The sequence below is a fragment of the Agreia bicolorata genome (assembly GCF_000938265.1).
Taxonomy (GTDB): Bacteria; Actinomycetota; Actinomycetes; order Actinomycetales; family Microbacteriaceae; genus Agreia; species Agreia bicolorata.
The window spans coordinates 476,346-488,614 of the sequence record NZ_JYFC01000002.1; the positions used below are offsets into that span (position 1 = coordinate 476,346).

At 68.1% G+C, this 12,269-nt stretch carries 12 protein-coding genes; 10 read left to right on the forward strand and 2 right to left on the reverse strand.

The annotated features are described in order from the left end of the window. The first annotated feature begins 18 nt into the window (after positions 1-18). The gene (locus TZ00_RS05710; protein WP_052521325.1) at positions 19-1,410 is read left to right on the forward strand and encodes an aminomethyltransferase family protein; all 1,392 of its coding nucleotides are present in this window, start codon (positions 19-21) and stop codon (positions 1,408-1,410) included. Positions 1,411-1,460: 50 nt separating this feature from the next. Here the strand turns inward: TZ00_RS05710 and TZ00_RS05715 are convergent, their stop codons facing one another. Both TZ00_RS05715 and TZ00_RS05720 read right to left on the reverse strand, forming a co-directional pair. Next, a complete protein-coding gene (locus tag TZ00_RS05715; protein WP_044439903.1) occupies positions 1,461-2,639 on the reverse strand; it encodes a 4-hydroxybenzoate 3-monooxygenase in 1,179 nt (392 codons plus the stop codon). Between the two features lie 91 nt (positions 2,640-2,730). Further along, positions 2,731-3,483 (reverse strand): IclR family transcriptional regulator, encoded by a 753-nt coding sequence (locus TZ00_RS05720; protein ID WP_044439904.1) that lies wholly within the window; start codon positions 3,481-3,483, stop codon positions 2,731-2,733. Between the two features lie 115 nt (positions 3,484-3,598). Here TZ00_RS05720 and pcaH point away from each other — a divergent pair, with 115 nt between their 5' ends. From pcaH to TZ00_RS05765, 9 genes are all read left to right on the forward strand, one after another. Beyond that, entirely contained in the window at positions 3,599-4,408 is an 810-nt protein-coding gene (gene pcaH / locus TZ00_RS05725) for a protocatechuate 3,4-dioxygenase subunit beta (RefSeq protein WP_044440392.1), read from the forward strand. Beyond that, a complete protein-coding gene (gene pcaG, locus TZ00_RS05730; protein ID WP_078713823.1) occupies positions 4,405-4,971 on the forward strand; it encodes a protocatechuate 3,4-dioxygenase subunit alpha in 567 nt (188 codons plus the stop codon). Before pcaH ends, pcaG begins: the two co-directional genes overlap by 4 nt. Next, entirely contained in the window at positions 4,961-6,328 is a 1,368-nt protein-coding gene (locus TZ00_RS05735; protein ID WP_052521326.1) for a lyase family protein, read from the forward strand. The genes pcaG and TZ00_RS05735 overlap by 11 nt, the downstream gene beginning before the upstream one ends. Then, the gene (locus tag TZ00_RS05740) at positions 6,325-7,122 is read left to right on the forward strand and encodes an alpha/beta fold hydrolase (protein WP_044439907.1); all 798 of its coding nucleotides are present in this window, start codon (positions 6,325-6,327) and stop codon (positions 7,120-7,122) included. Before TZ00_RS05735 ends, TZ00_RS05740 begins: the two co-directional genes overlap by 4 nt. Continuing rightward, a complete protein-coding gene (gene pcaC, locus TZ00_RS05745; protein ID WP_044439909.1) occupies positions 7,119-7,529 on the forward strand; it encodes a 4-carboxymuconolactone decarboxylase in 411 nt (136 codons plus the stop codon). The genes TZ00_RS05740 and pcaC overlap by 4 nt, the downstream gene beginning before the upstream one ends. Further along, on the forward strand, positions 7,529-8,266 hold the full coding sequence (locus tag TZ00_RS05750) for a 3-oxoacid CoA-transferase subunit A (protein WP_044439910.1): 738 nt from the start codon (positions 7,529-7,531) through the stop codon (positions 8,264-8,266). The genes pcaC and TZ00_RS05750 overlap by 1 nt, the downstream gene beginning before the upstream one ends. Next, entirely contained in the window at positions 8,263-8,910 is a 648-nt protein-coding gene (locus TZ00_RS05755) for a 3-oxoacid CoA-transferase subunit B (protein ID WP_044439912.1), read from the forward strand. Before TZ00_RS05750 ends, TZ00_RS05755 begins: the two co-directional genes overlap by 4 nt. Further along, positions 8,907-10,076 carry a thiolase family protein gene (locus TZ00_RS05760; protein WP_044439914.1) on the forward strand — a complete coding sequence of 390 codons (1,170 nt, stop codon included), beginning with the start codon at positions 8,907-8,909 and terminating at the stop codon, positions 10,074-10,076. Before TZ00_RS05755 ends, TZ00_RS05760 begins: the two co-directional genes overlap by 4 nt. Before the next feature lie 113 nt (positions 10,077-10,189). Then, positions 10,190-12,250, forward strand: a complete 2,061-nt coding sequence (locus tag TZ00_RS05765) for a bifunctional lysylphosphatidylglycerol flippase/synthetase MprF (protein WP_044439915.1) — start codon at positions 10,190-10,192, stop codon at positions 12,248-12,250. Positions 12,251-12,269 lie beyond the last annotated feature (19 nt).

Genomic DNA, 12,269 nt, shown 5'->3' on the forward strand with positions numbered 1-12,269 from the left:
CATCCGAAGGAGAAGCACGTGTCCGACACATCCAGCACCGCCAGTCAGCCGGAGTGGGGGTCAGGTACGCCCGCAACCGCTCTGATCTTCGCACCCGGCAGCCCGGTCTTCGAGGGAGCGACGGCATTGGCGCCGTTCGGCCCCTTCCTCGTGCCGGCGCAGTACTCCTCACCGCGGGAGGAGTTCCTCGCCGCCCGGACAACGGCCTGGCTTGGCACCTTCCTCAATACGAGCCCAGTCTTCGACGTGACCGGCCCCGACGCCGTGGCGTTCCTCAACAGTGTGGCGGTGAATAGAGACTTCGGAAAACTCCCCGAGGGCGGATCACGTCACATGATCATCTGCAACGATGACGGCCAGATGCTTGCAGATGGACTCTGCGTGAAGCTGGGTGAGAACCACTTCCGCACATACTGGCTAGCACCCGTCCTCGACTTTCATCTGCGTCGGAGTGCGCTCGATGTGCACGGGTCGTACGTCCTCGACGAGTACTTCTTCCAGGTCGACGGACCCAAATCGCTCGAGATCATGGAGAAGGTCACAGGGGCCGACCTCCACGGCCTGCGCTTCGGGCGGAACACCCGAGTGGCTCTGGGCGGAGGTGCCGCCGTCGTGCATCGCCTCGGCATGTCGGGATCACTGGCCTATGAAGTCCACGGGCACTCCACCTACGCGCTCGCCGCCTACGAGGCGCTGCGTGAAGCGGTCGAGGCGGCGGGAGGCAAGCCGCAGGGATTCCTCAATTACGCCCTCGGAAACCACACCATCGGGGGCTACCCGAACCAATTCCAGCATTTCCTCTACCCTTACGCGGAAAGCGGCTCGGAGCTTGCTGCCTTCATCGCTCAGGTGCCGCACCTCGACCTGGGACTCGCCGGCAGCGCCGCCGATAGCAGGGCCAACGTCTACCTGACCCCTTACGACGTCGGTTGGGGAAACCTCGTGAACTTCGATCATGACTTTCCCGGGAAAACTGCCCTGCAACGCATCGCGCAGGACCCGCCCCGGCAGGCGGTCACGCTCGAATGGAATGCCGACGACGTTGCGGCCGCGTTCTCGACGCAGCTCAGGGGCCGGGCAGCTACCGCGGCCGACCTGGTGACAACTCCCGGCTTCACGCTCGAGGAGTTCGCGAGCCTCAAGATGCGGGTCGACTACGTTCTCGCGGACGGCGGGAAGATCGGGGTCACTGCGGGCCGCACGATCGATTATCGGGAGAACCGGATGGTGTCGCTCGCGTTCATCGAGCGGGAGTTCGCCGATGAAGGATCACCCGTCGTGGTGCTCTGGGGTGATACCGAGGAATCGCGGGTCGAGATACGCGCCACGGTCGCGCCGATGCCCTACTTTCGAGGCGACGATCGCAACGAGGTATTCGACACGACCCGGATACCCGTCAGGGAGCCGTGAGGGGTACGGACATGCGAGTCTCGCCGTCTCGGCATGAGAGATCCTTTTTCCTAGTGAAGTGGCCATCCGGTGTAGGCCTCGGCAAGGTAGGCGCGACCGGCCTCGGACGATACGACGGTGCGTAGCTCGCCGAGCTGGCGTCGGCGGTCGAAGTCGCTCGCGTCGGGGGCGACATGCAGCATGCTCGTCATCCACCAGGAGAAGTGCTGGGCTTTCCAGATGCGGTCGAGGGCGCGTTCAGCGTAGGAGTCGATGAGTCGTTCGTTGCTCTCGGTGAGCAGAGACCGCAGTGCCTCGGCGAGCAGCACGACGTCGGCGATGGCCAGGTTCATACCCTTGGCCCCGGTGGGGGGAACGGTGTGCGCGGCGTCGCCGACGAGAGCGACCCGGCCGCGTCGCAGCTCGTGCGCCACGAAGCTGCGGAAGCGGAGCACGTCGCGTTGGATGATCGGACCCTCGGCGAGTGTGGTTCCGGGCACCCGGCTCTGCAGGGCATCCCAGATCTCGGCGTCACTCGGCGCGGCGGCATCGGTGGTGGGGTCGCATTGGAAGTACATGCGCTGCACCTCGGGGCTGCGCTGGCTGATCAGGGCGAATCCGTTCTCGGAGTTGCTGTAGATGAGCTCTTGCGCGCTCGGCGGCGCCTCACAGAGGATGCCGAACCAGGCGAAGGGATACTCGCGGAAGTAGCCGCCCGAGCGCGATCCCGTCACGGCCGCGCGCACCACGCTACGCGAGCCGTCGGCACCGACCACGAAGTCGGCCTCGAGGCGCAGAGCCTCGCCGTGCGCATCCGTGCCGACGACCGCCGGATGCGTGGGGTCACCGTCGTCGACCCCGTCGATTGTCACGCCGAAGCGCAGATCCTGGCCTGCGCCGAGCCGCAACGCGAGGAGGTCTTTCAGAACCTCGTGCTGCGGGTAGAGCCAGACGCTCCGACCCACCAGTGACGGGAAGTCGATGCGGTGCCCCTCTCCGTCGAAGCGCAGTTCGATGCCATCGTGCCGGTGCCCCACGGTGTCGACCCGAGTGGCGGGGTCAATCGCTCGGAGGAGGTCGACGGTGTTCTGCTCGAGGATTCCGGCGCGAATGGTCGATTCGATCTCGACTCGAGAGCGGGAGTCGACGATCACCGATTCCACGCCGGCATCAGCCAGCAACTGCGACAGTATGAGCCCCGCGGGGCCTGCGCCGACGATCGCAACGCGTGTTCGGATGGTGGTGGTCATGGCGTCTCCTTCGACGGGGCTGCCGTCATTGTGGGAGGTAGTAGAGGCCACAACCGGTGATATTCCCGATGAACGGGAATCTATTCGCCCTTCAGGAGCGGTAGCCCAGCGACCGCGCGATGTCGTTGGCGGCCCGGTGCAGCTCGACCACGGCGAAGTCGGACTCGGCTTCGCGCGGCAGCACCGCCGAGAGCGCGGCGATCACGCGCCCTGTTTCGTCGCGGATGGGCACGGCGATGCCGGTGGACACATCCTCTACGTAGCCGGGTGCGATGGCGTGGCCGAGCTGCCGCACCTCGGCGAGCTTGCGGCGCACCGTATCCGGGTCGGAGAGGGTCGCGCGGGTGAGCGGCGCAAGCCGTGACGAGAGCACCCGCTCCTGTAGGTCGGGCGGGCCGAAGGCGAGCAGCACGAGGCCCGAGCTCGAGGCGTGCAGTGGGAGCCGGCCGGCGACCCGGGTGATGTTCGAGCCCGAATCGGGGCTGCTGAGGCGCTCGAGGAAGAGCGCTTCGTCCTGCTCCAGGATGGCGAGTTGGGTGTGTTCTCTCACCCGCGATTGCACACGCTCCATAAACGGCATGGCCGCCTGGCGCAGTCGGAGGGCGTGCGAAGATCGGGTGGAGAGCTCCCAGAGGCGCATGCCGATGCGCACCCGGCGGTCCTCGTCGCGTTCGAGCAGGCCAGCGTCGACGAGCTCGTTCACGATGCGGTGGGCGGTGGTGCTCGGCAGGCCCGATCGGCGGCCGATCTCGGTGGCTGTCTGCACGGTGCGGGTGGGCGTGAAGGTGGCCAGGATGCGTACCAGTCGGTCGGTCGCGGAATCGCCGGTGGGGGAGTTGGCCATGCTCCATAATGACACCCGCTCGACGATGTTCCCGTTCATCGGGAAGTGGGCGCGTTTGGAGTCGTCGCTGGCGCACCATGGAGAAACACAGTTCCGAGTCGTCGAAGGAGACACCGTGACCTCACAGACCGCCGCGGCTCCGGAGAGTCTGCTTGCCGCTCCCGATCAAGCCACACAGCGTGATATCACAGACGAGATCGGCCGACTCCACGCCGATCTGGAGCGCCGTGAGCAGGCGGGTGAGCGCATCCGCTCGACCGTGCACGATTTTCCGGCCTATCGCTCGAGTCTGCTGCGGCATCCCACGAAGAACCTCAAGCTGGTCGACCCCGAGACCATCGAGCTGCTCTCGCCGGCGTTCGGGCAGCGCGACGTTGCGGCGGTGGAGTCCGACCTCACCGTTCAGCACGCGGGCGAGCCGCTGGGCGAGCGGATGACCGTGGCGGGGCGCCTGCTCGACTCCTGGGGGCGACCGGTCGCGAATCAGCTGATCGAGATCTGGCAGGCCAACTCGGCCGGCCGATACATCCACCAGCGCGACCAACACCCGGCGCCGCTCGACCCGAACTTCACCGGGGCAGGGCGGGCTGTCACGAATGCCTCCGGCGAGTACACGTTCACCACGGTGAAACCCGGCCCTTACCCGTGGAAGAACCACGTGAACGCGTGGCGGCCGGCTCACATCCATTTCTCGATCTTCGGCAGTTCGTTCACGCAGCGGCTTGTGACGCAGATGTATTTTCCTGGCGACCCGCTGTTCGCACTTGACCCTATCTTCAACACCATCTGGCGGCAGAAAGACCGGGATAGCCTGATCGGCGTCTACGACCACGATCTCACCTCGGCCGAATGGGCCACCGGCTATCGTTTCGACATCGTGGTCGATGGACCGGACGCGACCTGGTTCGAGAACGAGAGCGAATGACGATGACCGTTCCCGCGCGCACTCTGCGGCCCACCCCCGGGCAGACTGTCGGGCCGTTCTTCGCGTACGGCGTCGAGTACGACCGGATGCACCAGGTCGTCGATCCGCATGCGCCCGGCGCGGTGCTGCTCGGCGGCACGATCTACGACGGCGCGGGCGATCCCGTGCCCGACGCGTTCATCGAGATCTTCGGCGCCGATTCGGATGGCCGGGTGCCTCGCGCCCGGGGAGCGTTCCGGCGTGACGGCCACACCTTCACCGGGTTCGGTCGTGCGTTCACGAATGACGACGGGCACTACGAGTTCTTCACCCGCGCCCCCGGGGCCGCACAGGGCCGTCCGGCCTTCTTCGCGGCGATCGTCTTCGCGCGGGGGCTGCCTGACAAGCTGCACACCCGCATCTACCTGCCTGACGACGCGGCGGCGCTGGCCGCCGATCCGTTCCTCGCGTCGCTCGAGTCTGAGGAGCGTTCCACACTCATCGCCTCGCGGCCGACTCCGGCCCAACTCCAGCATGACATCCGCCTGCAGGGCGAGAAGGAGACGGTGTTCCTTGACTTCTGATCGCCCCTTCACCGCGCTCGACGTCGGTCTGCTGTCGCCGGTGACCGTGGAGCACGACGCACTGGTGTCGGACGACGCCGTGCTGACCGCGTTGGTGGGCGCCGAACTCGGCCTCGTGCGCGCGTGGACCGCTCTCGGCGCCCTGTCCTCCCAGTCGGCCGAGGCGATCGCCGCAGCCTGGGGCCTCGGGGCGGCGGATTCGGATGAGGCGATCGGCCCCGCCGGTGCGCTCGGAATCGACGCGGCGCAGATCGCGGCAGCCGCGGTCGGGGGCGGCAACCCGGTCATCCCGCTGGTGTCTGTGCTGAAGCAGGCGCTGCCCGCCGACAAGCGGCAGTGGGCGCATCGAGGCGCGACCAGCCAGGACATCCTCGACACAGCGATCATGCTTGTGGCCCGTCGCGCGGTCGACGCGATCCTCGTCTCCCTCTCGAACGCCGACGCGGCGCTCTCCGCCTTCGCCGTCGAGCATCGCGACGTGGTGGCGGCCGGCCGAACGCTGGCGCAGCACGCGGTTCCCACCACGGTCGGGATGCGCGCCGCGGGCTGGGTCGGCGGCATCCGTCGGGCTCGGACCCGGCTTGAGCGCCTCAGCCTGCCGGCCCAGCTGGGAGGTGCAGCCGGCACCCGCGCCTCGTTCCTCGAGCTCGGCGGCCCAGGCACGACCGAGCTTCCGGCCCGCTACGCCGAGGCACTCCACCTCGACGACGCGGGCGCCGTGTGGCACACCAGTCGCTGGCCGGTCACCGAGCTGGCCGATGCGCTGGTGCAGGCGACGGATGCGCTCGGCAAGCTCGCGGGAGACGTCGTCACGCTCACCCGCACCGAGATCGCCGAGCTCTCGGCGGGCGCCGGCGGAGCGTCATCTGCCATGCCGCAGAAGAGCAACCCCGTCGCCGCCGTGCTCATCCGTTCAGCAGCGCTGCGCGCTCCCCAACTCGCTGCGACCCTGCACCTCTGCGCTGCTCTCGCCGAAGACGAGCGCCCGGCCGGAGCCTGGCACGCCGAGTGGCCCACCCTGCGCGAACTCCTCCGACTCGCGCTGGGAGCGGCCGCGCACTCGGCCCGACTCGCGTCGTCGCTGCGCGTCGACCGCGATGCCGTCGCCCGCAATCTGGTCCTGACGCGCGGCCTCATCCTGGCCGAGCGCATCTCACTTGTGCTCACTCCGCTCATCGGCTCCGAGCGCGTGACCGCTCTGGTCGCCGATGCGGCCGCCGGTGCAGATCTGGCCGAGCTCATCAGTGCCCTGCCCGAGGCCGAGGGGCTCGACGCCAGCGCTCTCCTCGACCCGGCGGGCTACATCGGTGACGTCTCCGCCACCGTCGACCGCACCATCCACGAGGAGCTGCAATGACTGTGCCAACCCTTGCCGTCCAGGAACTGGGCCGCGCGCCGGGTCTGCCGTTACTCGTGCTCGGCCCCTCGCTCGGCACCTCGACGATCCTGTGGGAGGCGGCCGCGCCGACACTGGCTGAGCACTTCCGTCTGCTGGCGTGGGACCTGCCCGGGCACGGCGAGTCGCCGGCAACCACCGATCCGTTCACCGCGGCCGAGCTGGCCGAGGCGGTCGTGGCTGCGCTCGGGGTCGTTGGTGCCGGTGACGAGCCCTTCTTCTACGCGGGTGTCTCGCTGGGAGGCGCGACCGGCCTCGAACTGATGCTGCGGCACGGCGGGCGTGTGCGGGCATCCGCCATCATTGCCTCGGGCGCGCAGCTCGGCGACCCGGCGGGCTGGCGGGAACGGGCGGCGAAGGTGCGCTCCGAGAGCACCTCGAGCATCATCATCCCGTCGGCTCAGCGCTGGTTCGCACCCGAGTCGATGGCCGCGCATCCGGATCTCACCGGCCGGTTGCTCCATGCTCTGCAGAACGCCGACGACGAGTCGTACGCGCTCTGCTGCGAGGCCTTGGCCGCCTACGACGTGCGCGACCGCCTTGCCGAGATCACCGTGCCCGCGCTCGCCCTCTGGGGCCGCCACGATGTCGTCGCCCCCGAGGCCAAAGCGCTCGAGATCGCCGCAGGTGTAGCCCACGGTGAGTCGGCTTTCATCGAGCGCGCCGCCCACCTCCCGCCCGCCGAGCAGCCCGAGGCCACGGCCGCCGCGCTGCGAGAGTTCTTCGCCCGCCACACCGATGGAGTACAGCCATGACCCGCCCCGATAGTGCCGGCTTGAGCGACGCCGAGAGGCATGAGCAGGGTATGGCCGTGCGGCGCGCCGTGCTCTCCGACGAGCACGTCGACCGTGCCACGGCCGAGAGCACCCCGTTCACGGCAGACTGGCAAGACTTCATCACCCGCACCGCCTGGGGCGACATCTGGTCGCGCCCCGGCCTCGACCGTCGCTCGCGGTCGGTTGCTGTGCTCAGCTCCCTGATCGCTCACGGCCACCACGAGGAGCTCGCCATGCACCTGCGCGCCGCCCTGCGCAACGGCCTCACTGTCGAGGAGATCAGAGAGGTCATCCTCCAGTCAGCGCTCTACTCCGGGTTGCCGGCCGCAAACACGGCGTTCCGCATCGCGGGCGCCGTATTCGCCGAGACAGCAGAGGAGTCCTGATGATCGACAAGACCGTTCCCGGCACTGCGGATGCCGTGGCCGGCGTCGCCGACGGCTCCACCGTTATGATCGGCGGCTTCGGCCGCGCCGGCCAGCCCGTCGAGCTCATCGACGCCCTGATCGAGCAGGGTGCCGGCGACCTCACCATCGTGAGCAACAACGCCGGCAACGGCGACACCGGCCTCGCCGCCCTGTTGGCGAAGGGCAGGGTGCGTCGCATGGTGTGCTCCTTTCCCCGCCAGCACGACTCGTGGGTGTTCGATGGCCTCTATCGCGCCGGCGAGATCGAGCTCGAGATCGTTCCTCAGGGCAATCTCGCGGAGCGCATCCGAGCAGCGGGGGCTGGCATCGGCGCCTTCTTCAGCCCCACCGGGGTGGGCACCGAGCTCGCCGAGGGCAAGGAGGAGCGCACCATCGATGGTCGGCGCTATGTGCTCGAGTACCCCATCAAGGCCGACGTTGCCCTCATCTCGGCCTATCGCGGCGATCGCTGGGGCAATCTGATCTACCGCGAGACGGCCCGCAACTTCGGCCCGATCATGGCGGCCGCTGCCACCACCACCGTCGCACAGGTCGACGAGGTGGTCGCGCTCGGTGCGCTCGACCCCGAGGCTGTGGTGACCCCGGGCGTCTTCGTGAACCGGGTGGTGGCCGTTGCTCCGCGCGGCTGGGTTCAGGATGGCATCTTCGTCGGCGGCGTCGACATCGAGGGCCGCCCACTGGAGGTGCTCTCATGACCCGCATCGGCCGCGAGGAGCTTGCTCAGCGCATCGCCTCCGACATCCCCGAGGGCGCCTACGTGAACCTCGGTATCGGAGCACCGACCCTGGTCGCCAACTATCTGCCGTCCGACCTCGAGGTCATCCTGCATACCGAGAACGGTCTGCTGGGCATGGGCTCGGCCCCGGCGCCCGGGCTGATCGATCCAGACCTCATCAACGCGGGAAAGCAGCCTGTCACCGCGCTCGCCGGTGCCGCCTACTTCCATCACGCCGACTCCTTCGGCATGATGCGCGGCGGCCACCTCGACATCTGCGTGTTGGGCGCGTTCCAGGTGAGCGCCACAGGCGACCTCGCCAACTGGTCCACCGGCGCTCCCGGCGCCATCCCGGCCGTTGGCGGCGCCATGGATCTCGCCATCGGCGCCAAGGCCGTGTACGTGATGACCGACCTGCTCACGAAGGCGGGCGAGTCTAAGCTCGTGGCCGAGTGCACGTATCCGCTGACGGGCGTCGGATGCGTCTCCCGCGTCTACACCGATCACGCTGTCTTCGATGTGACCGGCGGTGGCTTCCAGGTGCGCGAACTGTTCGGTGGCACCACCGTCGATGAGCTCGAGCAGCTCACCGGACTTTCTCTGCAGCTAAGGATTGAATCATGATCGCGAGCTTCGTCCACGACGCCGTACGCACTCCATTCGGCCGCGCCGGTGGCGCACTCTCCGGCGTGCGGCCCGACGACCTGGCCGCCGTGGTGATGGCCTCGATCGTCGAGCGTACGGGTCTGGATCCCGCCCGCATCGACGACGTGATCTTCGGCGATGCGAACCAGGCCGGAGAAGACAATCGCAACGTGGCCCGCTTCGGCGCCCTGCTCGCGGGGTTTCCCACGACCGTCACCGGCACGACCGTGAACCGGCTCTGCGCATCGTCACTCGAGGCCGTGATTCAGGGCTCGCGCGCGATCGAGGCCGGCGACGCCGACATAGTGCTCACAGGCGGCGTCGAGTCGATGAGCCGGGCGCCGTACGTGCTCGAGAAGTCGGCCAAACCGTGGCCAGCCTCGGGCAATCCGACTCTGTGGAACACCTCGATCGGGTGGCGCATGACCAACCCCGCCCTCCGAGCAGACTGGACGATCAGCAACGGCGAGTCCGCCGAGCACATCGCCCGCACCTGGGAGATAGGGCGTGAGGCTCAAGACGAGTTCGCGGTGCGCTCGCACCGCCTCGCAGCCGAGGCATGGGCATCCGGGGTCTTCGGCGCCGAAATCGTGCAGGTGCCAGGGGTATCGCTGGCCCGCGACGAGGGTATCCGTGACGGCAGCACCGTCGAGAAGCTCGCCGCGCTGAAGGCGCTGTTCGTGGCTGATGGCTCGGTGACGGCGGGCAATTCCTCCTCGATCAACGACGGTGCCTCCGCCGTGCTCGTGGCCGGCGAGGGCGCCCTCGCCGGGGAGCCGCTGGCGCGGATCGCAGGCCGAGCAGCACACGGCGTCGACCCGCAGAACTTTCCGATCGCCCCCATCGAGGCCGCGAACAAGGCCTTGGCCCGCGCTGGCCGGAGCTGGGCCGATGTCGACTTCGTGGAGCTCAACGAAGCCTTCGCCTCGCAGTCGCTCGCGTGTCTGAAGGGCTGGCCGGAACTCGACCCGCAGAAACTCAACGTGCACGGCGGCGCGCTCGCCATCGGTCACCCGCTCGGCGCATCCGGTGGCCGTATCGTGGGGCGCGCTGCACATGAGCTGGCTCGGCGGGGGAGCGGAGTCGCCGTCGTCGCGATCTGCATCGGGGTCGGCCAGGGCCTCGCGGTCGTACTCGAACGATGACGGCGAGTGCCCGCTGCGTCTGATGGATGGCGGGCGGCGGATCCTGTGGCAGAACCTCATCTCGGCAAGAATGACGTGACAGGCAATTCCGCTCGACGCGCAGGAGGCACGAGATGACCAGATCGGTCCGATCCGTCATCACCCGAATACCGGCGACGCTCATCCTTGCCGTCATCGTGCTCGCCGTCGGAGTCGTTGGTCAAGGCCTCTGGGTGCCGACGCCGCAGCAGCCGTGGTGGGAGGCCGTCGCCTATGGGCTGCCCGCTCTGCAGGACGGACGGTGGTGGACGCCGGTCACGGGCACCTTCTTCGTGATCAGCCCCTGGACCTATGCGATCGCGATGGGAGGCTTCGTCTGGTTGGGCCTCCTCGAGTGGCGTCGTGGAACCAAGGTCGCGCTGACCTACTTCTGGGTCGGCCAGATCCTCGCGGTCCTCGCCACCGCGGCGTTCCTCTGGGCATCGAGCCTGCTTCCCTGGCCCTGGGCCGTCGACCTCGCCGGCATGCTGGATGTCGGCCCATCCGGCGGCACCATGGCCTGCTTTGCCGCCTGCGTCAGCCTTTTCCCGTCGCCGTGGCGGCAGCGCGGCTGGCTCATCGTGGTCGGCTACGCGGCCATCGGCGTGCTGTTCCTCGGCACTCTCGCCGATATGGAGCACGCGTTCGCCGTGATCCTGGTGCTCGCAGTCGACAGGTCGTTCCGCATCCAGCGTGCGAGTCTCCGCGAACGCCGGCTCCTGGCCTTCGCCGGCGGCCTCGCGCTCGGGGTCATCCAGATTCTGACTCTGCTGGTGCCGACCAATGGCCCCTTCGGCCCGACCGCCCCCGGAGACGGCCCGTTGCTGGAGGCCACGATCGACGCCGTGGTGATCCTGCTCGTAGCCAACGGTTTGCGCCTCGGGCGACGATGGGCGTGGGTGCTCACGATCATCTGGGCCGTTGTGAACATTGCTCTCGCCGCCTTGTACCTCGCGCTGTCTGCGGTGGACCCCGTCGACCTCCCCCTGGGGTTGGGAGACATCGACGTCTTCCTCGCCACGGCGGTCATCTGGGCCGCCTTTCTCCTCTATCTCGTCGCGACCCGCCACTCTTTCGGGTCTCGGCGGCGGCGTCCGCTCGGTTCCGGTGCCGACCGTCACGGGCGAGGCGCACCGACCGCGGCCGACGCCAGACAGATCATCGCTCAGTACGGCGGCGGCAGTCTCTCGTGGATGACGACGTGGGAGGGCATGGAGTACTTCCGAACCGAACGGGGAATCATCCCCTATCAGAAGCATGTCGGCGTCGCGCTTGTGCTCGCCGACCCGCTGGGGCCGGAATCCGCGACTGAAGCGAGCATCGCCGAATTCATCACTGCGGCGGAGCGTGACTCCCTCATCCCATGCTTCTTCAGCTCCAGCCAGCACACCCGCGACAGCCTTCCCGACGGATGGCGTGACCTGATCATTGCCGACGACACGATTGTCGACCTCCCCGGCCTGGCCTTCACGGGCAAGAGCTGGCAGCACGTGAGAACGGCGATCAACAAGGCCGACCGTGAGGGCATCACGTTTCGCATGACCACCCTGGCGGAGGTGACGTGGGGCATCCGCCAGCAGATCCGCGCCATCTCCGAGTCGTGGGTGGGTGACAAGGACCTGCCCGAGATGAGATTCACGCTGGGTACCCTGCAGGAGGCTGAGGATCCTGAGGTGCGGCTCGCTCTCGCTGTGTCGCCGGACGGAGATGTCGACGGTTTCCTGAGCTGGCTGCCGATCTACGGGCCCGACGGAACGCACACCGGTTGGACCCTCGACCTCATGCGACGGCGCGACGGCGGTTTCGGCGCGGTCATGGAGTTCTTGATCGGATCATCGGCGCGCACCTTCGCGGAGGAGGGCGCGTCGATCGTCTCGCTCTCCGGCGCGCCGCTGGCTCACCAGGCGACCGACGACGAGGGCACGGTCGCGCACCTGCTCGGCCAGCTCAGCAGCATCCTCGAACCCGTCTACGGGTTCTCGTCGCTGCACCGGTTCAAGCAGAAGTTCAATCCGCGTACCGAGCCGATCTATCTCCTCTACCGCGACGAGGGCGACCTCACCCGCATCAGTGCCGCGCTGACCCGCGCGTTTCTGCCCGATGCCACCCTGCGCCAATTCGCGGGCGCCGGCATCGACATGCTTCGCCGCGACTGACCGGATGCGGCAGAGCCGC

Excerpts from the sequence above, each read along its gene's own strand:
- TZ00_RS05715 (WP_044439903.1), bottom strand. The coding sequence starts at position 2,639 with ATGACCACCACCATCCGAACACGCGTTGCGATCGTCGGCGCAGGCCCC.
- TZ00_RS05720 (WP_044439904.1), bottom strand. The coding sequence starts at position 3,483 with ATGGCCAACTCCCCCACCGGCGATTCCGCGACCGACCGACTGGTACGC.
- pcaG (WP_078713823.1), top strand. The coding sequence starts at position 4,405 with ATGACGATGACCGTTCCCGCGCGCACTCTGCGGCCCACCCCCGGGCAG.
- TZ00_RS05740 (WP_044439907.1), top strand. The coding sequence starts at position 6,325 with ATGACTGTGCCAACCCTTGCCGTCCAGGAACTGGGCCGCGCGCCGGGT.
- pcaC (WP_044439909.1), top strand. The coding sequence starts at position 7,119 with ATGACCCGCCCCGATAGTGCCGGCTTGAGCGACGCCGAGAGGCATGAG.
- TZ00_RS05750 (WP_044439910.1), top strand. The coding sequence starts at position 7,529 with ATGATCGACAAGACCGTTCCCGGCACTGCGGATGCCGTGGCCGGCGTC.
- TZ00_RS05755 (WP_044439912.1), top strand. The coding sequence starts at position 8,263 with ATGACCCGCATCGGCCGCGAGGAGCTTGCTCAGCGCATCGCCTCCGAC.
- TZ00_RS05760 (WP_044439914.1), top strand. The coding sequence starts at position 8,907 with ATGATCGCGAGCTTCGTCCACGACGCCGTACGCACTCCATTCGGCCGC.
- TZ00_RS05765 (WP_044439915.1), top strand. The coding sequence starts at position 10,190 with ATGACCAGATCGGTCCGATCCGTCATCACCCGAATACCGGCGACGCTC.